The organism is Acinetobacter sp. V89_4 (assembly GCF_029967875.1).
Classification (GTDB): Bacteria; Pseudomonadota; Gammaproteobacteria; order Pseudomonadales; family Moraxellaceae; genus Acinetobacter; species Acinetobacter oleivorans.
In genome coordinates this window covers 154,519-180,282 of record NZ_JASCAI010000015.1, presented here as the reverse complement: position 1 = coordinate 180,282, position 25,764 = coordinate 154,519, and the positions used below count along the sequence as shown (strand labels likewise).

The 25,764-nt window shown below is 39.9% G+C and carries 22 protein-coding genes; 8 read left to right on the top strand and 14 right to left on the bottom strand.

Annotated features, from left to right (window positions below; all coding sequences use genetic code 11):
• Nucleotides 1-140 precede the first annotated feature (140 nt).
• From QLG01_RS03925 to QLG01_RS03915, 3 genes are all read right to left on the bottom strand, one after another.
• Entirely contained in the window at nucleotides 141-833 is a 693-nt protein-coding gene (locus QLG01_RS03925; RefSeq protein ID WP_013196614.1) for an ion channel, read from the bottom strand.
• 171 nt (nucleotides 834-1,004) lie between these two features.
• Nucleotides 1,005-2,720, bottom strand: a complete 1,716-nt coding sequence (locus QLG01_RS03920) for a cation acetate symporter (protein WP_192834088.1) — start codon at nucleotides 2,718-2,720, stop codon at nucleotides 1,005-1,007.
• 1 nt (nucleotide 2,721) lies between these two features.
• On the bottom strand, nucleotides 2,722-3,054 hold the full coding sequence (locus QLG01_RS03915; protein ID WP_005300680.1) for a DUF485 domain-containing protein: 333 nt from the start codon (nucleotides 3,052-3,054) through the stop codon (nucleotides 2,722-2,724).
• A gap of 181 nt (nucleotides 3,055-3,235) precedes the next feature.
• Between QLG01_RS03915 and QLG01_RS03910 the strand changes: the two genes are divergently transcribed.
• Together QLG01_RS03910 and QLG01_RS03905 are read left to right on the top strand one after the other, a co-directional pair.
• Nucleotides 3,236-6,733 (top strand): PAS domain-containing hybrid sensor histidine kinase/response regulator, encoded by a 3,498-nt coding sequence (locus QLG01_RS03910; RefSeq protein ID WP_151988816.1) that lies wholly within the window; start codon nucleotides 3,236-3,238, stop codon nucleotides 6,731-6,733.
• Between the two features lie 389 nt (nucleotides 6,734-7,122).
• Nucleotides 7,123-7,890 carry a hypothetical protein gene (locus tag QLG01_RS03905; protein WP_013196612.1) on the top strand — a complete coding sequence of 256 codons (768 nt, stop codon included), beginning with the start codon at nucleotides 7,123-7,125 and terminating at the stop codon, nucleotides 7,888-7,890.
• 43 nt (nucleotides 7,891-7,933) lie between these two features.
• Here the strand turns inward: QLG01_RS03905 and QLG01_RS03900 are convergent, their stop codons facing one another.
• On the bottom strand, nucleotides 7,934-8,584 hold the full coding sequence (locus QLG01_RS03900) for a response regulator transcription factor (protein ID WP_013196611.1): 651 nt from the start codon (nucleotides 8,582-8,584) through the stop codon (nucleotides 7,934-7,936).
• 376 nt (nucleotides 8,585-8,960) lie between these two features.
• On the opposite strand from QLG01_RS03900, the gene msuE reads away from it, so the two are divergent.
• Entirely contained in the window at nucleotides 8,961-9,701 is a 741-nt protein-coding gene (gene msuE, locus QLG01_RS03895) for an FMN reductase (protein WP_005300671.1), read from the top strand.
• Nucleotides 9,702-9,744: 43 nt separating this feature from the next.
• Nucleotides 9,745-10,857 carry a dimethylsulfone monooxygenase SfnG gene (gene sfnG, locus QLG01_RS03890; protein ID WP_282495880.1) on the top strand — a complete coding sequence of 371 codons (1,113 nt, stop codon included), beginning with the start codon at nucleotides 9,745-9,747 and terminating at the stop codon, nucleotides 10,855-10,857.
• Nucleotides 10,858-10,950: 93 nt separating this feature from the next.
• On the opposite strand, the gene QLG01_RS03885 is transcribed toward sfnG, so the two are convergent.
• Nucleotides 10,951-11,364: a winged helix-turn-helix transcriptional regulator gene (locus QLG01_RS03885; RefSeq protein ID WP_192454630.1), complete on the bottom strand. Its 414-nt coding sequence runs from the start codon at nucleotides 11,362-11,364 to the stop codon at nucleotides 10,951-10,953.
• A 105-nt stretch (nucleotides 11,365-11,469) separates the two neighbouring features.
• Here QLG01_RS03885 and QLG01_RS03880 point away from each other — a divergent pair, with 105 nt between their 5' ends.
• On the top strand, nucleotides 11,470-12,012 hold the full coding sequence (locus QLG01_RS03880; protein ID WP_282495879.1) for a cysteine hydrolase family protein: 543 nt from the start codon (nucleotides 11,470-11,472) through the stop codon (nucleotides 12,010-12,012).
• A 42-nt stretch (nucleotides 12,013-12,054) separates the two neighbouring features.
• Here the strand turns inward: QLG01_RS03880 and acs are convergent, their stop codons facing one another.
• Nucleotides 12,055-14,004 carry an acetate--CoA ligase gene (gene acs, locus QLG01_RS03875; protein WP_282495878.1) on the bottom strand — a complete coding sequence of 650 codons (1,950 nt, stop codon included), beginning with the start codon at nucleotides 14,002-14,004 and terminating at the stop codon, nucleotides 12,055-12,057.
• A 294-nt stretch (nucleotides 14,005-14,298) separates the two neighbouring features.
• Between acs and QLG01_RS03870 the strand changes: the two genes are divergently transcribed.
• Entirely contained in the window at nucleotides 14,299-14,874 is a 576-nt protein-coding gene (locus QLG01_RS03870; RefSeq protein ID WP_005300664.1) for a DUF805 domain-containing protein, read from the top strand.
• Nucleotides 14,875-14,987: 113 nt separating this feature from the next.
• Complete coding sequence (locus QLG01_RS03865) at nucleotides 14,988-15,959, top strand: mechanosensitive ion channel family protein (RefSeq protein WP_282495877.1); 972 nt, start codon at nucleotides 14,988-14,990, stop codon at nucleotides 15,957-15,959.
• On the opposite strand, the gene QLG01_RS03860 is transcribed toward QLG01_RS03865, so the two are convergent.
• The 5 genes from QLG01_RS03860 to prfB all read right to left on the bottom strand — a co-directional run bounded on the left by QLG01_RS03860 (nucleotide 15,948) and on the right by prfB (nucleotide 20,807).
• Nucleotides 15,948-16,655, bottom strand: a complete 708-nt coding sequence (locus QLG01_RS03860; RefSeq protein WP_282495876.1) for a 16S rRNA (uracil(1498)-N(3))-methyltransferase — start codon at nucleotides 16,653-16,655, stop codon at nucleotides 15,948-15,950. The two genes, QLG01_RS03865 and QLG01_RS03860, sit on opposite strands and share 12 nt — an antisense overlap.
• Nucleotides 16,652-17,944 (bottom strand): 3-deoxy-D-manno-octulosonic acid transferase, encoded by a 1,293-nt coding sequence (locus QLG01_RS03855; protein ID WP_267531325.1) that lies wholly within the window; start codon nucleotides 17,942-17,944, stop codon nucleotides 16,652-16,654. Before QLG01_RS03855 ends, QLG01_RS03860 begins: the two co-directional genes overlap by 4 nt.
• A 156-nt stretch (nucleotides 17,945-18,100) precedes the next feature.
• Nucleotides 18,101-19,159: an alkene reductase gene (locus QLG01_RS03850; protein ID WP_144732563.1), complete on the bottom strand. Its 1,059-nt coding sequence runs from the start codon at nucleotides 19,157-19,159 to the stop codon at nucleotides 18,101-18,103.
• A 28-nt stretch (nucleotides 19,160-19,187) separates the two neighbouring features.
• Entirely contained in the window at nucleotides 19,188-19,490 is a 303-nt protein-coding gene (locus QLG01_RS03845) for a helix-turn-helix transcriptional regulator (protein ID WP_002121891.1), read from the bottom strand.
• A 221-nt stretch (nucleotides 19,491-19,711) separates the two neighbouring features.
• A protein-coding gene (prfB, locus tag QLG01_RS03840; protein WP_107880456.1) for a peptide chain release factor 2 occupies nucleotides 19,712-20,807 on the bottom strand; the annotation gives its coding sequence in 2 pieces (ribosomal slippage) (nucleotides 19,712-20,734 and nucleotides 20,736-20,807; 1,095 coding nt in all).
• Between the two features lie 392 nt (nucleotides 20,808-21,199).
• On the opposite strand from prfB, the gene QLG01_RS03835 reads away from it, so the two are divergent.
• On the top strand, nucleotides 21,200-21,967 hold the full coding sequence (locus QLG01_RS03835; RefSeq protein WP_004790036.1) for a putative porin: 768 nt from the start codon (nucleotides 21,200-21,202) through the stop codon (nucleotides 21,965-21,967).
• Between the two features lie 49 nt (nucleotides 21,968-22,016).
• Here the strand turns inward: QLG01_RS03835 and recJ are convergent, their stop codons facing one another.
• Genes recJ through glmM form a run of 3 tightly spaced genes read right to left on the bottom strand, consistent with a single transcriptional unit; the run spans nucleotide 22,017 to nucleotide 25,722 of the window.
• A complete protein-coding gene (gene recJ, locus QLG01_RS03830) occupies nucleotides 22,017-23,717 on the bottom strand; it encodes a single-stranded-DNA-specific exonuclease RecJ (RefSeq protein ID WP_282495875.1) in 1,701 nt (566 codons plus the stop codon).
• On the bottom strand, nucleotides 23,718-24,374 hold the full coding sequence (pdxH, locus tag QLG01_RS03825) for a pyridoxamine 5'-phosphate oxidase (RefSeq protein ID WP_199945550.1): 657 nt from the start codon (nucleotides 24,372-24,374) through the stop codon (nucleotides 23,718-23,720). It lies immediately after the preceding gene.
• Nucleotides 24,375-24,384: 10 nt separating this feature from the next.
• A complete protein-coding gene (gene glmM, locus QLG01_RS03820; protein WP_005300649.1) occupies nucleotides 24,385-25,722 on the bottom strand; it encodes a phosphoglucosamine mutase in 1,338 nt (445 codons plus the stop codon).
• Between the last annotated feature and the right edge of the window lie 42 nt (nucleotides 25,723-25,764).

Sequence of the window (25,764 nt, the reverse complement as noted above, 5' to 3'; positions counted from 1 at the left end):
GTGACAGGCTTAAATGCCAATAAGATATTCACAGAATGAACAAAGCTAGGGCTTTCAATAGAGAAAGTCGATAACACTCTAAATAAACTTAAAGAATATTGCAGTTACAAAGGTGTAAATAAATTAAAACACCTCCTCCATTATTTATCTGAATTTTTTTTAGGGAGGTGGGTAATATATTGTAAAGCAATTAGACGGGTGACGATTAAAGCTAAATACATGACCCCACAAAACATTTGCAGCATGGCTAAAACGCGCGCTGGTGGAGTGATTGGCATGAGGTCGGATAAGCCTGTAGCCGACTGCAAGCTAAAGCTGAGAAAGAGTAGATCCAGCCAAGTTTGGAAAGCATGGGGGTTATTTGGATTTTGAAAGCTGTAAGGGAAAATAAGCTGGCAAATGTTATATAAAAATGCAAAACCCCATGCAATCAGTGTAAAGACTGCTGCTGCCGCAAATAGTTCATCTCTTGTTAAATATCGGTCAGCAAACATATAACGAAATAAACCATAAGCTGCCGAAAAATAGGCCAGAGCTTCACAGCTATGGGCAAATAGTTGAATATATAAATTGCTATATCCCAACACAATCAGTACTGATGACAGAATTGCACCGCTCACAAATGTTAAGCCCAAAAAAGTAAACATCGGGGTCTGGCGAATAACTTTGGCAATCAATAATAAAGCAAGGACGCCTAATGACCAGGTTAAAGTCCGGTAAGGCAAACTATCAAATGTCAGCATGGCTAAAATCAATAAAATAAACTGAACCAGTAACAGCCATGCAGAAGGCAGTAAGCGAAAACTTGCCCAAAACTCAATAATAGATCGCATTATTATTTTCCTTGTTTCATTATGCTTTTTTGAGATTTAACAAATAATACTGTACACAAAATCAGGCAAACAAGTTGTTCTTTATTAATATCTAAACTCTGGATTGGAAATAAAATAAGTATAAAAAAAGCCCCGTAGGGCTTTTTAAAGAATGAGCTAACAATATTCGTCTTAGTGATCCGATGCACCAGATGCGCCAATACCTGTCATTGAACGAACATATTGAGCATCGAAAGCAGCACGCTCTTTTTTAGCACGTGCAGAGTTGTCAGTTACCGAGAAGAACCAACAGCAAAGGAATGACAATGGCATAGCGAATAACGCTGGACCATTGAACGGGTTGATTGGTGTATCAGAGATTTTTAAAGTATCTACCCAAACTGCTTTAGAAAGAACAATAAGTACTACTGCTGTTACAAGGCCAACAACACCACCAATAACCGCTCCACGAGTCGTTAAGCCTTTCCAGAACATTGAAAGAACAAGAATCGGGAAGTTTGCACAACACGCTACAGAGAACGCCAAACCAACCATGAATGCTACGTTTTGCTTCTCAAACAAGATACCCAAAACCATTGCGAAGATTGCTAAGCCCAATGTCGCAATTTTTGACATACGAAGTTCAGAAGCAGGTGTCGTTTGACCTTTCTTGAATACGTTAGCGTATAAGTCATGAGAGATTGCAGATGCACCTGAAAGTGTTAAACCAGCAACAACAGCAAGAATCGTTGCGAACGCTACTGCTGAAATGAAGCCCATGAATAAGTCACCGCCTAAAGCGTCACTTAAATGCACGGCTGCCATATTGTTACCACCAACAAGCTCAAGTTTGCCTGTTACTGCCATTTTTGCAACATCAAGGAATTGCGGATTGTTTGATACGAAAAGGATCGCACCGAAACCAATAATGAAAGTTAAAAGATAGAAGTAACCAATGAAACCTGTTGCAACTACAACCGATTTACGCGCTTCTTTCGCATCTTTTACAGTAAAGAAACGCATAAGAATGTGTGGAAGACCTGCTGTACCAAACATCAACGCCAAACCTAGAGACAAGGCATCAATTGGATTTGCGGCAAGTTTACCCGGCCCCATAATTTTTGAAGCATCGGCCAAACTGATGTCGTGTACTTTACTGAAAACTTCAATTGATTGGCTAAACATGTTGCTGAAGCTGAAACCAACTGCTTTCATCACCATGAATGCCATGAAGGTTGCACCACTGAGTAACATAACCGCTTTAATGATCTGTACCCATGTTGTTGCCAACATGCCACCAAAGATTACGTATGCCATCATCAATAGACCAACGATGACAACAGCAATGTTGTAGTTCAAACCAAATAGTAATTTGATGAGCTGACCCGCACCTACCATTTGAGCAATCAAATAGAATGCCACTACAACAAGTGAACTGACTGCAGCTAAAGTACGTACTGGTTTCTCTTCAAGACGGAATGAAACCACATCTGAAAGGTTATATTTACCTAGGTTACGCAAACGTTCTGCAACCAAGAATAAAACGATTGGCCAACCTACCATGAACCCAAGCGAGTAAAGCAAGCCATCAAAGCCTGAACTAAACACAAGTGCAGAAATACCAAGGAAAGATGCAGCAGACATATAGTCACCCGCAATTGCCAGACCATTCTGGAAACCGCTGATACCACCACCTGCTGTATAGAAATCTTGTGTTGATTGAGTTTGCTTCGCAGCCCACTTAGTAATAAACAAAGTGAAACCAACGAAGATGACAAACATAATAATGGCATGCCAGTTAGTGGCTTGTTGCTCTGCTTCACCTAAGTCTGGACTTGCTATAGCCACTGTTGAATATAGCGATGCTGCTGCCAATAAGGCTTTCGCTTTTAATGAATTCCATTTCATATTAGTGTAGTCCTTTCTCATGCGTGATGGCTTCAACTTCCTTCAACGCTTCTTCACTCAACTGGTCAAGGGTATTATTTGCGATAAAAGAATACACACCACACAATAGGAAAGATAAAACGATAATTCCTAAACCTAGTGGGATTCCCCATGTCGTTACACCACCACTAAATGAACTCATCAAAAATTCTTTGTTGTAGCCAACAAGCAGCATAAAACCCACATAAAGAACTAACATGATGATTGTGAGCGTCCAACTTAATGTACTTTTTTTCTTGACCATCTTTTGAAACTTTGGATTGCGTAGAATCTGTTCTACTTGGTTCTGATCCATAACCAAACTCCTTGCCCTGTGCCCAGCCTTGGCCACTTTTTAATAGTAGTTTCTCAGGATTAAAGTTAGCAAAATTACGTGTAATTCGTAACTTAGACTTTGGTCGTTAAAATTTAATCAATTTATAGCTTTGTTTCTGCTTGGGGTATGATAGGCACAAGGTTTTAATCATGTGAGTCATATGAACAGCTGGCTGATTATTGGGGTACTCACCCTTTATATAGCACTCTTATTTATTTGTGCTTTTTTTGGTGAAAAGCATGCCAGCCGTCTGAGTACACGTGGCCGCATGTTCTTGTTCAGCTTAACGCTAGGCGTTTACTGTTCATCATGGACATTTTACGGCGCGACTGGAGCAGCTGTTCGAGAAGGCGTCATTTTCTTGCCTATTTACTTAGGCCCTCTCTTATTTGTCTGGTTTGGTTATGACATTTGGCGACGTTTAGGTCGGGTACGCCAGCACCATGCGATTTCCTCAATTGCTGACTTTGTTGCGGCACGTTATGGGAAAAGTGGGGTATTGGCTTCACTGGTCACCATTTTGGCTGTAATCGCAATTATTCCCTATCTCGCTCTACAGTTACGTGCGATTGCTTTAAGTACTTCTGTCATTATGGAACAGAATGCTCATATCCATACAACCACCAATAGTGTTTTGCTTTTAACCAGTGTACTGGCTATTTTGGCCATGATTTTTGGTACAAGGCAAATTGCCAATACCGAGCAACATGGCGGCCTCATGTTAGCTGTGGCCTTTGAATCTTTTGTAAAATTATTCGCGCTGATTTGCGTTGCTTTATTTTTTATTTTTGAAACACCAGCGAACCTTGTCCAAGTCACATCAGATGTGAACCAAACCTTTCAAGAAGTTCAGTTGTTTGGCGTGCCTGAAACTTTCTGGATTCAGACCTTATTGGCAGGTTTAGCAATTATCTGCTTACCTCGCCAGTTTCATGTCGCGGTTGTCGAATTACGAGATGAAAAACATATTCGCGGTGCACGCAAATGGTTTGCGGTTTATCTGATTTTAACGATTTTAGCCATTATTCCGATTGCAAGCTGGGCATTACATGCTGCACCGAAGTTCTTAACTGTGCCTGATGTTGCAGTACTCTCATTACCCCTGAGTTATAACCAAGAATGGTTAGCTTTACTGGCCTTTTTAGGTGGGTTCTCTGCATCAACCGGCATGTTACTGGTTTCATCTGTTGCCCTATCTATCATGCTCAGTAACGACTTGATTATGCCTGCACTCTGGCGTTTTAAGTTGCTATCACGTCACGATAAACACTTACCTAAAGTTCTTAAATTCAGCCGTCGTATTAGTATTGTCGCGGTGATGCTACTTGGCTTTTTATTCTTCCATTTCTTTAATGATATTAACCAGCTTTCAGTATTTGGTTTATTGGCGTTTAGTGCTGTTGCCCAGTTTGCACCTGCGCTTATTGGAGGCTTGTATTGGCGAGGCGGAAGCCGCCAAGGTGTCTATGCTGGCCTCATTATTGGATTTTTGATGTGGAGTTACACATTACTATTTCCAACGATTTTACGTAGCTTGCCAGAGGCCTATCAGGAAACTGCCCAAAGTATTTTGCTTTTTGGCCCTTTTGGAATTAATGCCTTAAGACCAGAGTCACTTTTTGGTTTTGAATCATTTGCGCCACTTACACACGGTGTAATCTGGTCTCTTGGTTTAAATATTGTTTTATATATTTGGATTTCTAAACTTTACCGCCCAAGTGTGGCAGAACAAATTCAGGCAGAAAGCTTTTTCTACTATGAAACCAAACCATTGCCATCACCGCATACATCTACTGATTTAACTTATTTACCGCACGATGCTGCACGTTTAAAAGTAGGTGACCTATTCGCTCTTGCTAAAAGAATTACGGGTGAGCAACCAACAACACAAGCATTCGAGAACTTTTGTGAGCAAAATCATCTCACGCTCAACCCCAATAGTATCGCCAATGGCATGTGGTGGCGTTTTACCGAACAATATCTAGCTGGCATTATCGGCGCAGCCTCTGCCCGTACTTTGCTCACTACAGCAATGATCAATAATGGTCTTGCATTAGGGCAAGTTGCTAATATTTTAGACCAAGCCTCACAATGGCAACGTTTCAATCAAAACTTGCTCATGACCATGATTGACCACATGACTCAAGGGGTAAGTGTGGTTGATAAAAATATGTGTTTGGTGGCTTGGAATAACCAATATTTAAAACTATTTGGCTACCCGAAAGACTTAGTTTATGTGGGTTGTCCAATTGCCGATTTGATTCGTTATAACGCTGAACGTGGCGAATGCGGCCCTGGTTCAGTTGAAGAACATGTTCGCAAACGCTTACACTGGATGAAAGTCGGAAGCGCGCATGAATTTGAACGAATCCGTAAAGACGGACGCGTTATTCAAATGCGTGGTAATCCTATTTCAGGTGGAGGCTTTGTTACAACGTTCGCCGACATTACTGCTTTCCGTGCAAATGAGGCAATACTTGAAGCGCGCGTAAAAGACCGAACCCAACAACTTGCTGGTGCTTTAACCGAACAGCAGCTCGCACGTGAACAAGCCGATATGGCAAATATGTCAAAAAGCCGATTTATAGCAGCGGCAAGTCATGACTTATTACAACCCATGCATGCGGCTCGTCTCTTTAGTACCGTTCTTGAACAAAGCATCGCAACTGAAGAAGACCGTCAAACTTTGCAGCAACTTGACCGTGCTCTGTATGGCGCAGAAAGTATGCTCTCTGCCCTACTCGATATTGCGCGTTTGGAAGGCGGTAGCATACAGCCAAAAAGACAACCTTACCCGTTGCATGATTTACTCAGTGATCTTGAACTACAGTTTAAATCGATTGCTGCACAGCGAAATATTTCACTCAAAGTTCATGATGTATCATTCTGGATTGACACAGATCCACAGTGGATACGACGTATTATTCAAAACTTTGTGAGTAATGCACTGCGTTATACTGCCAAAGGCCGAGTGATTGTCGGTGTATTACGTTCGGCTCAAAAACCTGATCATATTCGTATTGGTGTTTGGGATACAGGTCCCGGAATTGCCGAAGAACAACGTATTAAACTGTTTCAAGAATTCGAACGCTGTGGGCATTTATCACCGTGGGGTGAGCAAGGCCTAGGCTTAGGTCTTGCAATTGTGCAGCGTATGACAGGTTTGTTGAATTATCCTGTTCATGTCTACTCTCAACTCAATAAAGGCTCCTGCTTTATGATTGAGGTTCCAGTCGTAGAAGCGCCAAAAGTGATAACCCCAACCGTACAGGCAGTCCCTTTAAAAACTAAGGCCTACCGGATTTTATGTTTAGACAATGATGAAACTATTTTAGAAGGAATGAGTAGCTTATTAGGTCGATGGGGTTATGAGGTTTTTAAAGCCACTGAACCAGAACAAGCACTAGAAATTATTCAAAAAGAGAATATTCAGGTCTGGCTTATCGATCAGCATTTAAATAACAACCAACTCGGTGTCGATTTTATTTTGCAAAATCGTCAGCATGATGTTCCGGTTGCTTTAATTACAGCAGACTCTCATCCAGAGTTACCTCAGCAATTGAAAGAACTGAATATTGTTTTACTCAAAAAACCGCTTAAACCGGCCTCTCTAAGAGCATGGCTATCGGGACTTAAAATTGCCAGCGCGGCAGATTAAATATTTTCCTCTCCCAAGCTTTTTATAAGTTTGGGAGAGATTTTTTGGCAAAAGTTATAGGTTTAATTTAAGCCAATAGGCAGAACTGCTCAAAAAGTCTACTTTTGTTGATTAAATAATTGGCTAAACTTTCCAACAGCCCTTTTTCTATGGCAAAGCCCATCTTTTTTGTAAGTGAACACTTGTATACTTAGTTACAATTTAATAAATAATTGTTTTTTAAAAATATTATCTAGATAAAACTACTATATACGACTTTAGTCTTATTCTACTTGCATTCTTGATGACACATAACTATTCCAAACGCATTTGATAAATGTATAACTATTTTTTAACCGATTTCTATATTAAGCACCCCTGCTCACGAATTAATGCAAAGGACAATTGCCATGAATATTTCTGATAACAGCCCACAAAACCAACTATCATCTCAACAGTTTTATCGTCAATACAGTGCCAATGCTTTACTTCCTGAACTAGATTGGCAAAGTATTTTTCCCAACAGCAAACTCAATGAAGCCCATATCAAAGCGTTAAATACGATTTATCAAAGTGCAGTCCCACTCGCACTTAATGTATTTCATGATCTAAATTTTGATGTATTTGCACCTGCGGCTTATCATCCTCAAGGATTAGGCTTATTTGATAAATTGGCCCAACAAGAAGAAAACTTCTTAAAAGTTCTTAGCGCTGAAAGTGAAAATCTTGATCACGATACACGTCATCAAATTTGGAGCATGTTACTTCGCGGTGGAGCTGTACTGGTTTTCAAAGCTTGGCTTGGCCATGTCAAACTTGGCGAAAATCAGTTAGATATGACTCAATTTGATGAGCTTTCTGACTTACTCTTTATTAAAACTCACCCAGATCAACTTGCTGAACGACTACATGTCGATGAAAAAGCAAAACTCGACCATATCTTCTTAATGTATGGCAATGATATTTTCCTTGATCGCTTCAATAGCCTAGAAACAGCTGCACTTTTTGTAGATTTAGGCGTTTATGATGCAGCGTTTTTAAGCTTGCGTGATGACCGTGTAGCTGAATATTTAAAAATGAAAGGTTATGTGACTCAAGATCAAATTGATGATTTGCAATGTGCTCTCAATCCTTTGTACTGCGACAGCCTAACACCAAAGCAAGATTGCCTTGCTTAAGTGGCACACATAAAAAAGACCTCAACTGAGGTCTTTTTTATTTTTAGATTTTCTTATCTTCAATATTTAATGCACTAATGGCCAATACGGCTTGTGTACGGTTTTGCACACCTAATTTTCTAAAGATAGCTGTCACATGCGCTTTAATCGTTGCTTCCGAAACATCAAGTTCATAAGCAATCTGTTTATTTAACAAACCTTCCGCAACCATCATCAAAACACGGAATTGCTGTGGTGTTAAAGATTGAATACGTTCAGCTAAAGCAGTTTCATCTGCCGCTCTCGGATCAAGATTAAGGTTAGGTGGCAAATTAGGTGGTAACCAGATTTCACCCTCTAAAACTTGACGAATCGCTTCACCAATATGACTTGGATGAGCAGATTTAGGAATATAACCCATCGCGCCATGTGCAATCGCACGCTGAATAATTGAAGTTTCTTCATGTGCAGAAACCACAATAATTGGAATAGCTGGATACTGTGCTCGTACATAGACTAGAGCAGAAAAGCCTGAAGCACCCGGTAAATTTAAATCGAGTAAGACTAGATCAGGTTCTGCCCCATTTTCCAAACGCTCATAAAACTCATCAACCGAAGCTGTTTCATGAATTTGTGCCTGTGGCAGGCTATAACGTACTGCTTGAATTAAAGCATGACGAAACAAAGGATGATCATCAACGATTAAAATATTCATAAGCGATTAAAGTAATCTTGAGCATAAGTATGGCCTATTGTAACCCTACTATTTAGATGAAAGATACGTTCATCTTATCCATTTTTATGCAAAATGATGATAAATGCAGAACTTAGCTAAAATATTCAGATGTTTTTTAACATTTAATCAAAATTAATCTGTTTTTTATATAAGCTTACTTTTTATTATAAAAAATATATCACCAATAATTATATAAAATAAAAACAGCAACTTAATAGATAAATAAAGTATAAAAATCCACTATTTATCTTTTATATTTAAAACTGATAAGGTTGACCAATTTCGTTATTTTACAGTTCGCCGTCGTTGTTGATTAATAAGTCCAATCTCTTGTTTTAGGCTTAGGAACCAAATTATGACTGGTATCACATCACCAAAACCTTTGAATATTGTTGCTGTTTCTGGTGGCTTAAATACCCCATCTAAAACGGAAAGTCTGGTTCAAGCCATTCTTGATGAGTTATCCGAAGCAACCGATATTAAAGTTCATTTTATTAAATTAAGCGAAATTGGGCCTTTATTAGGCGGTGCATTTTATCGCAACCAACTTCCACAGCGTGTACAAGATGATCTTGCAGCGGTTGAAGCAGCTGATGCTTTAATTGTAGGTACACCAGTTTACCGCGCATCTTTTACGGGTCTTTTCAAACATTTCTTCGATTTTGTTGAACAAACTGCATTGGTCGATGTGCCTGTACTTTTAGCAGCATCAGGCGGTAGTGATCGTCATGCACTGGTACTTGAACATCAACTTCGTCCATTGTTCAGCTTCTTCCAAGCACAAACTTTACCAATTGGCGTATATGCAACTGATCGTGATTTTACCCCTGAATATACGGTGAAAAGCGAGCAATTATCAGACCGTATTACGTTAGCAGTAGCGCGCGCATTGCCAATTTTAGAATGGGCACCAGCGAAAGGAGAACGTGCTGAAGTAGTCAAATCTAAGACTCAGCAAGCAAATCAAGAGCTTGGTATTAACAAGCAAATTGAGCAAGAAGAAGTATTACCTTCAGCGGCTGTGCCTGATCTTGATGCGGCAGAGTCTCGCTTGCATCACAAGTCTGGCAAATCATTAACAACGCATGTTGCCTAAGTGCAATATCGCTAAATAAAAATACGAATTGGGGGAGCAAACCATGACGCAATTACAAAAACCTATTAAATTTGCTTATTGGGTACCAAATGTAAGCGGTGGCCTTGTAGTAAGTAACATCGAACAGCGTACAGACTGGAGTTATGACTACAATGTTCGACTTGCACAGGCTGCCGAAAAAAATGGTTTTGAATATGCGCTCACTCAAATTCGTTTTACGGCGGGGTACGGAGCAGAAAACCAGCATGAATCAGTAAGTTTCAGTCATGCCTTACTGGCAAAAACTGAAAAACTTAAGGTGATTGCAGCTATTCTGCCCGGCCCCTGGAAACCGGCACTCGCAGCTAAGCAACTTGCAACAATCGATTATCTAACCGAAGGCCGTATTGCCATTAATGTGGTGAGTGGTTGGTTTAGAGGAGAGTTTGATGCGATTGGTGAAGAATGGCCAGAACATGATCAGCGCTACGTCCGCTCTGAAGAATTTATTCGTACGTTAAAAGGAATCTGGACCACCGATAACTATAGTTTCGATGGTAAATACTATCAATTCCAAAACTACACACTTAAACCGAAACCTCTGCAAAAGCCTCATATTGAAGTGTTTCAAGGCGGGAGCTCACGTGCAGCACGTGACATGGCTTCACGTGTATCTGACTGGTATTTTACCAACGGTAATACCGTAGAAGAAATTCAAAAACAAGTCGAAGACATTCGCACTAAAGCTAAAGCCAATAATCATCAGGTTAAAATTGGTGTAAATGCGTTCATTATTGCTAGAGATACCGAAGAAGAAGCAAAAGCGGTACTTCAAGAAATTATTGATAAAGCCAACACTGAAGCCGTAAATGCGTTTGGCGATGCAACACGTGAAGCAGGTGCAGCCTCTCCAGAGCAACAAGGTAACTGGGCAAAATCAAGTTTTGAAGATTTAGTGCAATATAACGATGGCTTTAAAACCAATTTAATTGGTACACCTCAGCAAATTGCAGAGCGTATTGTCGCACTTAAAAATGTAGGTGTTGATTTGATTCTTTCTGGATTCTTACATTTCATTGAAGAAGTAGAATATTTTGGGGAAAAAGTTCTACCACTCGTTCGCCAATTAGAACTTCAACAAGAAAAGGAGATAGAAATTCAAGCAAAATCAGCCTAGAAAACTTCATTTAAAGCAGCGCAAGACAATAAAAACAATAAATTAAAAATAAAGACTTATTGGCTCCAAGACTCGGCTTGGAGCCTTTATTTTTTAAGATTTCTCGACTTCTCGAACCACTGTTTCAACCGAGTAACGGCACCATTTTGAAAGTTTCTCGATAAATTCATTTAATGCTGCGGGTTCAAAATGGCTGACGATCATATAGCAAGCATTGCCCATCACTTTAAAGCATTCATCTATTTGTTCATATTGCTTAACCAAATTTTCAATTTCTTCAAATGCGCGTTGTTCATTTAAATGCAAATGAATAAATTGTTTATGCGAATATTGCACGGCAATTGTGTAATTTTTAATGACACCAGCATCCATTAACTGAGCAATTCGAGCGCCAACTGCCTGCCCTGTCCGGTGAACTCGCTGTCCAATTTCTTTATTGGTTAGTCGAGAATCCTGTTTAAGCAATGCAATAATTTTTAGATCAATCGGGTCTAATTCAATATTCATTTTTCATGGCGAAAGAAATCTGGCGGTAATGCTTTCATCTGACTATAGCCGATTTTACGGTCAGAGAATAATCTTGTTTTATCTCATATCAACAAGAGTGATCCCATGAAACAAGCACTATTAATTATCGATGTACAAAATGATTATTTTAAAAATGGCAAAATGGAATTGGTTGGGCCAGAGCAAGCGCTAGAAAAAATAAAACAACTCGAACAACATTTTAGCGAGAAAAACTTGCCAATCATTTATGTGCAACATATTAATCCGCCACAAGCGAGTTTCTTCCAAGAAAATACGGATGGGGTTTTACTTCACCCTGAACTTAGCGCTCACGATGAATCATTAATCGTGACAAAGCATTATCCAAACAGTTTTTTAGAAACCAATTTAGATGAGCTTTTAAAAGCACATCAAATTGAACAACTCGTGATTACAGGCATGATGACTCACATGTGTATTGATTCAGGCACACGCGCAGCCAAAGAACTGGGCTATCAACCCATCTTGATTGCAGATGCAACGGCAACTCGTGATTTAAGCCATAATGGAAAAACTGTAAAAGCTGAAGATGTACAAACAGCTTTTTTAACTGCGCTGAGTACATTTGCGAATGTACAAAATACTACTGATTTTTTAGCAAACTCTTAATAAAGCTTAATAAAAAAGCCCCAAATGGGGCTTTTTTTTAAATTAGTTTTGCTTATCGGGATAAACCGTTGCAATTAACTGATCTACTACAGCAGGTTCAGCCAAAGTTGAAGTGTCACCTAAACTATCTAATTCATTTGCTGCAATCTTTCTTAGAATACGGCGCATGATTTTACCCGATCGAGTTTTAGGTAATGCTGGTGCCCAATGTAGTGCATCTGGTGAAGCCACAGGCCCAAGCACTTTACGTACCCAGTTAATTAACTCTTTACGCAGTTCTTCCGACTCTGGAACACCCGCTTGTAGAGTCACAAAAGTACAAATACCTTGTCCTTTAATATCATGCGGCATACCCACCACCGCAGCTTCTGCCACGGCTTCATGTGACACCAGAGCACTTTCAATTTCAGCAGTACCTAAACGGTGGCCTGAAACGTTCAAGACATCGTCAACTCGCCCTGTGATCCAGTAATAGCCGTCTTCATCACGACGAGCACCATCACCTGTAAAATAGGTATTTTTAAAGGTTGAGAAATACGCCTCGATAAAGCGATCAGGATCACCCCAAATAGTACGCATCTGGCCCGGCCATGAATCTTTAATCACCAGATTACCTTCGGCCGCACCTTCTAGCTCTTTGCCTTCACCATCTACAATGGCAGGTTGAACACCAAATAACGGACGTGTTGCAGAACCCGGTTTTAAAGCTGTTGCTCCCGGCAATGGAGCAATCAAAATACCGCCTGTTTCGGTTTGCCACCATGTATCAACAATCGGGCAGCGACCTTCACCAACAACGTTGTAGTACCAATTCCAAGCTTCAGGGTTAATAGGCTCACCGACCGAACCAAGTAAACGCAGGCTGCTACGGTTACTTTCACGTACAAACGAATCCCCTTCTCGCATCATGGCGCGAATCGCGGTTGGGGCCGTATATAAAATAGAGACTTTGTGCTTATCGACCACATGACCAAGACGTGCCCATGTTGGATATTGAGGTACACCTTCAAACATTAAGGTCGTGGTACCATTCGCAAGTGGGCCATAGATCAAATAACTATGACCTGTAATCCAGCCTACATCGGCCGTACACCAGTAAACATCATCTTGTTTTAAATCAAAGACCTCTTTAAAGGTACTTGTTACATAGACTAAATAACCACCTGTGGTATGTAGAACACCTTTTGGTTTACCTGTCGAACCCGAGGTATAGAGAATAAATAATGGGTCTTCAGCCTTCATCGGTTCTGGAGGACAGTTTGCATCAACCTCCATAATAATGAGGTGATACCACAAATCACGTCCCGGCTTCATTTCAATCGGGTTCGCATTACGGTAAACCACAACTACATTTTCAACACACTCTGTGCCCGGCAACTCTAGAGCCAAATCGACATTTTCTTTGAGTGGTAATAGTTTTCCAGCACGTAGACTTGAGTCTGCGGTAATCACCAGTTTAGCTTGGCTATCTTCAATACGGCTTGCTAAAGAGTCTGGCGAGAACCCACCAAATACCACGCAGTGAACAGCACCAATACGGGCACAGGCTAACATGGCAATCGCAGCCTCAGTGACCATCGGCATATACAGCACAACGCGGTCACCTTTACCAATACCATATTTCTTTAAAACGTTGGCAAAGCGGCAGACTTCGTCGTGTAATTCTTTATAAGAAACGATCTTATGGCGAGAAGGATGGTCCCCTTCCCAAATAATTGCAGGTTTATGAGGGTGTTCTTTAAGATGCCTGTCGAGGCAGTTTGCTGATACGTTCAACTCACCATCGGCAAACCATTCGATCTTGAAATTGTCTTTGTCAAAACTCGTATTTTTAACTTGGGTAAATGGCTTTATCCAATCGACAATTTTAGCTTGCTCTGCCCAGAATTCATCTGGGTTCTTGATAGAGTGTTGATAACGTTTAAAGTAGTCTGCTTCAACAGTACGAGCTGTTTTTTTAAATTCCTCTGGTACTGGATAGATCTCATTCATACGCAACTTCCTTGATCTTGTGCATCCCATCTCGAGACTGTGGCTATTATTTTACTGGATCTTATTTGCATGCCTTTGCAGTATGATGACTCTTTCAAAGTCTAAACAATCCGACTTTGGTCATATATTGATCACTTACTCAAGCACACGAAATTGTGAACATTTTTATAAAATTAAGTTGATTTAAAACATTTGTCTATAGCTTTTACTTTTATAATTTTTGCAAGATTTGATGGTTTTGATCATCAACAAAGATTATTTTGTCTCTCATACGCAACACAGGAATAAAATAATATGTTTGCCCAAACAAGCTCCTCACGCCCACCTCAGCTCCCTTTTAAAGATAGTCCGTTTTCAATTCATGGACGTTTTAATCGTATGAGCTACTTAGGTGGTTATGGACTGATTTATTTAGTCACCCTCTTGGGCTATTTCATTTTGGCTTCATTTCTTGGAAGTTTTCAGCTTTCAAGCAATTTATTTAATTTTGAATTTTATAGCTCTCTTTCTGGAGCCAGTGCCTTGGTAGTCTGGGTTTTTTCGCTATTTTTAATTTATTTAAATATTGTTCTCGTTGTTCGACGTTTGCACGATCTAAATAAGAGTGGCTGGATGGGATTGCTATTGTTCATTCCAGTTGTTCAGTTCTTTTTTATGATTTATTTACTGCTTGCCTCAGGTACAGCAGGTCCAAACGAATACGGTCCTGTTCGACCAGCAACGTTTATAGAAAAACTGATGGCTTGGCTTATTTTAGTCGCTATTTTAGTTAGCCTTATTTCAACAGCAGGAATTTTTTATTATTTCTCAGGGACTGATACCTTAGAAACACCGACACAAATCTTACAAAAAGGAACGGAATACTTTTAATTAAAAAACACTTTATTATTTAGATGAACTCATTATAGTAGGCGCACATTTTATCTCCTACTATGATGAAAGCCGAAAATCGCTTTCATAAATTTTTTTAATTGAGACTTGCCGTGGCTGATGAACAAAAATCCTTAACGGATGTCGCAAAAAATACAGGCGAACTTTTGCAAGAAGCGGGCACTAAAACCACTCAAACGGTTTTAGCCCATACTGAAAAGTATCATGATGCCTATACCACTATCGATAAAATCGTGGATAGCTTCTGGGAACGTGTGCCTTATATATGTATTGCGATTATCGTTTTTATTATTTTTTGGTTACTGACCAAATTATTTAAGTTCTTTGTTCGTAAAACCTTAGAAAACCGTTCTTACACGCGCCAAAACCTAGTTTTGGTCTTAAACCGTGTAGGCAGTACAACAATTTTATTCTTTGGTTTCTTAATTGCTCTCGTCATTATGATTCCAGGGTTCACACCGGGCCAACTCATGAGTGCCTTAGGTATTGGTTCGGTCGCTATTGGTTTTGCATTTAAAGATATCTTTCAAAATTTACTGTCAGGCATCTTAATCTTATTAAGCGAACCATTCCGCATTGGCGATTCCATTGTTGTCAATTCTCTTGAAGGAACGGTTGAAGATATTCAAATTCGTGCAACATTCTTACGCTCTCCAGATGGCCGTCGAATTGTTATTCCAAACGCAACTGTTTATACGAGTGCTTTAACGGTAAATACTGCTTATCAACAACGACGCTGTGAGTTTGTAGTCGGAATTGGATATGACGATGACGAACAAAAAGCCAAACAGATTATTTTAGATATTCTTAATAATGACCGAAATGTACTGAGTCAGCCAGCCTTCTCGGTTAACGTTACAGCGTTAGCAGATTTCTCGGTTAACCTGACTGTACGCTGGTGGGTTGATACGACTGAAACTGATATTTCGTCGTCTACGAGCACCATTCAAGCTCAGGTCAAGCAAGCTTTTAATGCGAACGGAATTAATATTCCTTACCCAATTCAGGAATTAAAAATGGCCGCAAATCAGCCACTTTTAAACCCTGAAACATCAACTAAATAAACGACCTAAAATATAAGAAATAGACGTTTCAGTTCTTAAAATACGGTTGCCTAAGCTCACAGCTTGGCAGCCGTTTTTTGTGAGCAAATCAACTTCATAGGGAATAAAGCCACCTTCAGGCCCAACCACTACACTACAAGCATGTGGAATATTAACTGGCATGCTCTGCTCGGCATAAGGGTGAGCCACATAGGCGGGTGTTTCTTTCGAGATCAAGCTTGGCAGAACGTCTTCAACAAAAGGTTTAAAGCGTTTGTACATGTGAATTTCAGGAACAATCGTGTCACCTGCTTGCTCAAGCCCTAAAGTCACATAGTTATCAAGTTGTTGCAAAAATGGAGTTTGCCAATAACTTTTATCTACGCGATAACTATGAATCAAACTAATTTTTTCAACACCTAAAGTCACACTGTCCATGATTAAACGGCGTAAAACTTTGGGCCTCGGTAAAGCCACAATTAAATGAACCGGAAGTTTTGCAGGTACTACTTCATCACGAATAGGTCGTATACAAACTTCTTGCTCATTAATCGAAATAATTTCAGTGGAATAACGTGCGCCATTACGAACACCAACTTTTAGATTTTGGCCAACCGTAATATCAAGATATTCACGTAAATGTTGTAATTGGCGCTTTGAGTGAATTGACCACGTGTCTGACTGAATATCTTCAGGTTCTAGCAAAACAATATTCATGGTTTATCGGCCAAATAGCGATTAATTACGCCAATATGTTTTTGCAATGAACCTTGGTTACGTTGTAAGACTTTATGTGCTTGTTCTACTACTTGTTGGGCCTGATCAGGTTCAGCTAAACATGCCATCCAGATTGCCACAACCTGCTCAGCGTCTTGGGCAATGAGCACACCATTTTCGTCAATGAATTCATCGACAATAGTTTGGAAATTAAAGTAACGTGGTCCAATGACGGTCGGCACATTTAAAACCATAGGCTCTAAAATATTATGCCCACCACCCGGCTCATTTAAAGAACCACCCACAAAACACACCTGACTTAAGGCGTACCATAACCAAAGCTCCCCCATACTATCGGCTAGATAAACCTGTGTACTCGTATGAATACTTTGGTTCAAGCTTCTACGGTGAGTAATTAAATCTAGGTTTTGGCAAATTTCAAATACTTCGTCGAAACGTTCAGGATGTCGAGGTACGACAATACAAACCAACTCTGGATCTGACTTTAAATAAGGCTGAAGTGCTTGCAAAATTTGTTGTTCTTCGGGTGCATGTGTACTGGCAATTGTCAGTACTTTTCGTTGGCCCAAATACCATAGCTGATGTAACTTTGCTGCCTGATTTATAAATGCTTCTGGTGCGTGAATATCAAATTTAATATTTCCAACCACCTGACTTTTTTGTTGATCTAAGCCAAGCTCGACATAGCGTTGGCGAGTAGCATTATCTTGTGCCAACACCCAGTCAATTTGTCTCAGCATTCCTGCTGTTAGACCTGAGACTCGGCTATAACCTTTAGCTGATTTTTCTGATAAGCGTGCATTTAACAATAAACAAGGAACATGTTGTAGCTTGGCTTGATCAATTAAATTTGGCCAAAGTTCAGTTTCAACCAATGCTAAAAGTTTTGGCTGATACAATTCAAAGAATTGTTTTAAAAGATGCTTTTGATCAACAGGCAAATAAACTGCTTGAAATAAATCTAAATAAGGTGCTTTTAAAAATAATGATTTCGCACGTGCCTGCCCAGTTTTAGTCGTATTAGTAACTAGCACAGGTTGTCCGAGTTTAAGATAATGCTCGATTAAAGGCTGCGCAGCATTGGTTTCTCCAACCGAAACAGCATGGAACCAAATTGCTCTCACATTTTTTGGAGATTCAAACGGCCCAAATCTTTCCAGACATTCCTGATTATATAATTCCTGGCTTTCTGCACGTTTTTTTATCCGCCAGTGGTAAAAAGGTTTTAATAAATGGAGTGCGGTGTTGTACCAAAATGGGGTCGCCAAGCGGTTTGCCTCAAATAGTCAAAGTTTAAAACTGGGGAAAATATAACATAGATAGAAAAAATGGCAGAGTTTCGATACCTAAACTCTACCATTACAAGAAAAGCGATTTACTGAACCCATAAATGAATGAGGTCAGTAAATTATCAGTTTAAAAAATTACGAAGCTTCTAGCGTTGGATAGTCTGTATAACCTTCAGCACCTTTTGCATATAAAGTTGTTGGTTGAAGTTCATTTAAGGGTAAATCTTGCTCTAAACGCTGTAAAAGATCTGGGTTGGCAATATATGCTTTACCAAAAGATACTGCGTCAGCTTCACCATCACGCAAAATACGTTTTGCTGACTCTGGTGTTAGGTTCTCATTCGCAATCCATACACCATTAAATTTTTCACGAAGTTTAGGGCTAATACTATCAGCAGCTTCATATTCACGAGAGAAGATGAAAGCAACATTACGTTGGCTCAATTGTTCAACCACATAGCCAAACGTTGCTAACGGATTTTCATCACCCATATCGTGTGAATCACCACGTGGTGCAATATGTACACCTACTCGGCCAGCGCCCCATACTTCAATAAATGCATCAACGACTTCTAATAATAAACGTGCACGGTTTTCAACAGGGCCACCGTATTCATCATCACGTTGATTCGTATTACTTTGAAGGAACTGGTCAATTAAGTAACCATTCGCTGCGTGTAATTCAACACCATCAAAACCAGCTGCTTTAGCCAATTCTGCTGAATGTTTATATTGAGCAACAACCTCTTTCACTTCTTCTAATGAAAGTGCGCGTGGCGTTACATACGGACGTTTAGGACGTAATAAACTCACTTCACCCGCAGGTTGAATTGCACTTGGTGCAACAGGAATATCACCATCTAAAAGTTCAGGATGCGAAATACGGCCAACATGCCAAAGTTGAGCTACAATTTTTGAACCTTGAGCATGAACTGCCTCAATAATTTTATTCCAAGCTTGTGCCTGCTCTTGTGACCATAATCCTGGGGTTTCTGCATAACCTACAGTTTTTGAACCAATCACTGTTGCTTCAGTCAAAATAAGACCAGCATTTGCACGCTGTTGATAATATTCAACCATCAAATCATTAGGTACTCGGCTTTCACCACTACGCGCACGCGTTAATGGAGCCATTACCAATCGATTTTTGATTTCAAAATCACCAACCGTTAAAGGAGTATTGAGTTCAGCCATAGTCGCCTCGACTTACACTTTAATATTGTTAAAGTGTTTGTTTTAAATGTTCGATATATTGCTGAATCAAAGCTTCGTTACGTGAAAAATAAGACCATTGACCATATTTTTGGACCTGAATCAGACCCGCCTGTTGTAAAACAGACAAATGATTCGACATTGTAGACTGTGCTACTTTGCCCAATCGTTCAATATGACCTGCACAAACACCCTTCTCAAAACTACCACCACACTCTTCCACTGGTAAATAATGCGCAGGTTCTTTCAACCATTGCAAAATCTGCCGACGTAGCGGATTGGAAAGGGCTTTGCTAATTGCATCAATATCCATAGGCTCAACACGTCTTTTAAACGAACAAAGCTTTATTCAGCATTTCGAAAACATCATATCGCATTTCTGCGATATTCATATCTATTTTTTTCGATATTCATATCGCTTTTTTTCGATTAAGATTCGAAGGCTGAATTGCTTTGCCGTTTTAATCGCTAAAAATCCAAGAGTTCTACATATTCATAGATGAACTGTATTTAAACTAAAAGTTCAGCAGACTCTTATAAACCTTGTTTTAAGCTCGCCTCAATAAAGCGATCAAGGTCACCATCAAGAACAGCACCTGTATTAGAGTTTTCAACACCCGTGCGTAAATCTTTAATACGCGAATCATCTAATACATATGAACGAATTTGGCTTCCCCAACCAATATCAGACTTCGAGTCTTCTAGAGCTTGAGCTGCTTCATTACGTTTTTGCATTTCCAATTCATACAAACGTGCACGTAACTGTTTCCATGCATGGTCACGGTTAGCATGTTGCGAACGCTGGTTCTGGCACGCCACCACAATACCTGTTGGAGTGTGGGTCAAACGAACAGCAGAGTCGGTTTTGTTAATATGCTGACCACCTGCCCCAGATGCACGGTAAGTATCGGTACGAACATCAGAAGGATTAATATCAATTTCAATATTGTCATCAACTTCTGGTGAAATAAATACCGCAGAGAATGAAGTATGACGGCGGTTACCACTGTCAAATGGTGATTTACGAACTAAACGGTGGACACCTGATTCTGTGCGTAACCAACCATAGGCATATTCACCTTCAACACGAATTGTTGCAGATTTAATACCAGCTACGTCACCATCAGATACTTCCATGAGTTCTGCTTTAAAGCCATGACGTTCAATCCAGCGCATATACATACGTAATAGCATAGATGCCCAGTCTTGTGCTTCGGTACCGCCTGAACCTGATTGAATCTCGACATAGCAAGGATTCGGGTCCATTGGGTTACTAAACATACGACGGAATTCAAGTTTAGCCAGTTCATCTTCAGCAGCACTAAGCTCTGACTGAACATCTTCAAGCAAGCTTTCATCATCAGCTTCTACAGCCAAATCTAACATCGCTTTTGCATCTTCAAGTTGTGTTGACAACCCATCCAATACATTAATAACGTTTTCTAGTTCGCCCTTTTCTTTCGCCATTGCCTGAGCACGGCTTTGATCATTCCAAATCGCAGGGTCTTCTAACTCACGTAAAACTTCTTCTAAACGCTCTTTTTTCAGATCGTAGTCAAAGATACCCCCGTAGTGTTTGGCTACGATCAGTTAAGTCTTTCAATTGGTTTAGATAAGGATTAATTTCCACGCGAGTGTTCCCATAAGAGCAGATAAACAGTCAATTATTTTAGCATAGCTGCGGTTATCTTCGAACCTGCTTTGTATTTCTCATTATATTTCACTCATCTAATTTCTAAATTTTCTTCAGTTCATTTTAAGCTTAACCAGTAACATCCTCATACAAAATTGGGTACTTTTACAGCATTTTTTATGATCTACACAAAATCTCCTCAATTTTAATAAAATTAAACATTCTATTTTTATAGTTTAGAATCAAATATTTAAGTTAAATATATTTACAAAAAAAGCACATAGTTACAGTGCGGTTACTTGTGCAAGATTGACGCTACCCGATTTTCCTCTAGACTAAAAGTTGTAACAAAACATTTATAAAATCGCTTTTTAGAGGGGAGAGATTCCATGAAAAAACTAGCAATTGCATCAGCTCTTTTATCTGCACTCGCAGTAAGTGGCGCAGCAAACGCTTACCAAGCTGAAGTTGGTGGTTCTTACAATTATCTTGATCCAGACAACGGTAGCAGCGTAAGTAAATTCGGTGTTGACGGGACTTATTACTTTAATCCTGTTCAAACTCGTAACGCTCCACTTGCAGAAGCAGCATTTTTAAGCCGTGCAAGTAATGTTAACGCACTTATCAACTATGGCGATAACAGCGGTACTAAAGATACTCAGTATGGCGTAGGTGTTGAATACTATGTTCCTAACTCAGATTTCTACCTTAGCGGTGATGTAGGCCGTAATGAGCGTGAAATTGACAACACCAATATTGATAGCAAAGTAACTACTTATGCAGCTGAAGTAGGTTATTTACCAGCTCCAGGTTTATTACTTGCGTTAGGTGTTAAAGGTTACGACGAAAAAGATGGTAAAGACGGCGCTGATCCAACAGTTCGTGCTAAATACGTAACTCAAGTAGGTCAACATGACGTAAACCTTGAAGCGTTCGGTGCGTTTGGTGACCTAGACGAATATAAAGTTCGTGGTGACTACTACATCGATAAAACTTTAAGTCTTGGTGTAGATTACTACAATAACGACTTAACTGATAAAGATGAATTTGGTATTAATGCTAAAAAATTCTTAAATCAACAAGTAAGTCTTGAAGGTCGTATTGGTTTCGGTGACAACGATAACACTTATGGTGTTCGTGCAGGCTACCGCTTCTAATCTTACCTAAAATTTTATAAAAAAATCCGCTCAAATGAGCGGATTTTTTTTATTGGTTTAAATGCACAATACGCAATTGTAAATTTACATTACCCTTAAATACATTACGGTCAATCTCATAGACCAAATGAACTTCATCTCGCATAGGATTAAATTCAAATCTTCCAGCGGCATTAAAAGCAATCGCATCAAAAGTATATTGATCAAGGGCCAATCTAAGTTTTAGATGTGTTTCTTTAAGCCAGCGATAATCGACAACTTTAAAATGTCCTTCAAACTGAGGAAAAGGGAATTTTTGCCCCCATGGCCCAAGCTGCTCTATCCAGTCCAATGTGTCTAGTTGCAAAGCCGAAGCTGGTAATTCCCCATCCGTCCATAGCGTTGCTTGAAACAAAGATTCTTCCATAGTTGCAACACAGGTAGTAAACACTGTTTTAAAAGCATCAAAGTTTTCTTTACGTATCGTTAAACCTGCCGCTGCTGCATGTCCACCAAAATGGCTCACCAATTCCGGATGTTGTTCAGCAACCTGTTCAATCATATCTCGAATGTGCACACCATCAATTGAACGTGCAGATCCTTTAATATGGATACCATCTTCATCTGGTGCAAAGACAATAGCTGGGCGATGAAACTGTTCTTTTAAGCGCCCTGCGACAATCCCAATCACGCCTTGATGCCAGTTTTCTTCAAAGAGCACCAGAGCTGGGGGAATATCTTCTTTTGAGAGCTGCAAACTATCTAAAGCAGATAAAGCTTGTTGCTTCATCTCTCCTTCAATTTGTCGCCGCTCTATATTCAACTGATTTAATTGTTGAGCAATCGGGTAAGCTGTTTCCATAGAGTCTGCTAATAAACACTCTATACCGATTCGCATGCTCTCCATACGCCCAGCAGCATTAATACGCGGACCTAAAACAAAACCTAGATCTTGTGCACGCAAAGACGACGCCTCTCGGCCAGCAATATCCAACAGTGCCAATATTCCAACTCGACATTGATGTTGCTGAATGCGCTTCACGCCTGCATCCACTAAAATGCGGTTGTTATAATCTAATACAGCAACATCCGCATAAGTTCCCAAAGCAACCAAATCTAGATATTGAGTGACTTTGCTTGTGCTTTTACCTTGTGTAGTACGTAAACTTGCCAAATTGGCCAGCACATAAAATGCAACACCAACACCAGCAAGCGCCTTACTTGGAAAATCACAGCCTAATTGATTTGGGTTAACTACCGCTTCTGCTAGAGGCGTTTCTTTTGTTGTTAAATGGTGATCGGTAATAATAACTTGCATGCCCAGCGCATGGGCTGTATCAACCCCAGCATGGCTGGAAATTCCATTATCGACTGTAATTAATAAATCGGGTTGATAAGTTTGATGTGCAAGCTCTGCAATTGCGGGGGTAAGCCCATAACCGTATTTAAATCGGTCTGGAACTAAATAATCGACTTGTGCTCCCATATCACGAAGCACCAATACCATTAACGCTGTGCTGGTTGCACCGTCAGCATCATAGTCACCGACAATAACAATCTTTTTTTGTGCATCAATAGCTTGATCTATTAATACCACAGCGGTTTCTAATCCCTTGAGCTGTGGGGCCAATAAATTCTTAAGCTTTAGCTCTAATTCCTGTTCAGATTCTACTCCACGCCTTGCCAAAATCTCGGCAATAAACGGAGGCACGCCCTGAAACTGTTCAGGGCGTGTCAATAAAGGTCTTTGTTTGATTTGTATTTTTGTCATTTAAGGCATCAGTCGGTGCAGCGTCCATTGACCGTCGATTTTTTCATAACTCAAGCGGTCATGTAAACGATTTGGTCGTCCTTGCCAGAATTCATAATAATCTGGTTGCAGACGATAACCGCCCCAGAACTCCGGCTTATCAAGCACTTCACGGCTTTCAACTTGCTGTTGTAAGTCTTGAAAACGTTGCTGTAACAGCTCTCGGCTTTCAATTTTACCGCTTTGGGGAGTACTGATATGCGCTGCAATCTGGCTATCACGTGGTCGCTTAAGGTAGTAATCTGTAGATTCTTGCTCAGCAATTTTAACTACATGACCACCCACTCTCACCTGACGCTCTAGACTTGGCCAGTAAAATAATAATTCGGCATATGGATTTTCTGCCAAATCAATACCTTTTTGACTGTCATAATTCGTATAAAAATCATAACCAGCTTCTGTGGCCCCACGTAACAAAACTGTTCTAACATGAGGTCTGCCATTTGCACTTGCAGTTGCTAATGACATTGCATAGGGTTCATGCAAATTAGCTGCTAGAGCATGGTTAAACCAACCCAGAAACTGCTGATGAGGGTTAGATTCAACCTGCCCCTCATGCAACTCACCTTGCTCATAACTTAAGCGTAATTCACTTAAATCTTTGATGACATCACTCATGTCATGCACCTTATGCGACTTGTGCTTGTGAACGAACTGAATCTGCTAAATGCTGAGCTAAAGCTTTCACCTCTTGCTCATCATCACCTTCAACCATGACACGAATCACAGGCTCTGTTCCAGACTTACGAATCAAGATACGTCCACGGCCTTTGAGCTGTGCTTCTGCTTTATCAAATTCAGTAACCAATGCCGGAATAGAATACGGATCAAGCATTTGTTCTAAACGTACGTTCAAAAGAACTTGTGGGAATAATTTAAAGTCTTGAACCAATTCATGAAGAGCCTTATTTTGCTCGACCATCACAGTTAAAACTTGAAGAGCGGCGATAATAGCATCACCAGTCGTACTCTTGTCTAAAGTTAGAATATGACCAGAAGGTTCGCCACCTATCACCCAACCATTTTCTTCTAAAGCTTGTAATACATAGCGGTCACCGACTTTTGCACGAACAAAGTTAACGTTTGCTTTTTCAAGTGCAACTTCAAGTGCCATATTACTCATGACTGTACCAACAATACCCGCTGGCTTATTTTGAGCTTGAGTCGCCAAAATATACAAAATATGATCGCCATCAATTAAGTTACCAAACTTATCAACCATCACAACACGGTCAGCATCACCATCAAAGGCAATACCTAAATCTGCTTCGTGCTCAACTACTGCTTTTTGCAAGTGTTCAGGATGTGTTGAACCACAGCTCTCATTAATATTTAAGCCATCTGGTTCATTATATAAAGCAACAACTTTTGCCCCTAACTCACGGAAAACTGAAGGCCCAACGCTATATGCAGCGCCATGAGCACAGTCCAACACAATCTTTAAATTATTTAAATCAAAGTGGTAAGGGAATGTAGATTTACAGAATTCAATATAGCGACCATTTGCATCATTTACACGAACACTTTTACCTAAGTTTGCAGTGTCCTCAATGAATAGATCTTTTTCTAATTCGCGGTTAATTTCTTCTTGTAACGAATCCGGTAATTTTTTGCCTTCACTTGAGAAGAATTTAATCCCATTATCATAATATGGATTATGTGATGCAGAAATAACAATACCTGCATGTGCATGCAAAGCACGAGTTAGGTGTGCAATGGCTGGTGTTGGTAATGGACCAAGTAAATGAACATATACGCCAGCAGCGTTTAAACCCGCCTGCAAAGCAGATTCTAAAATGTAGCCAGATAAACGAGTGTCTTTTCCTAATACAACGAGTGGTTTATTTTTTTGACTCGTTCGTTTTAATACCTTCCCTGCAGCAAAACCGAGTTTTAAAGCAAACTCTGGAGTAATAGGCATTTGCCCAAATTTTCCACGAATACCATCCGTTCCAAAATAACTCATAGCTTATCTCATTCTTACGCCACTTCAGCGGTGGCTCACTTC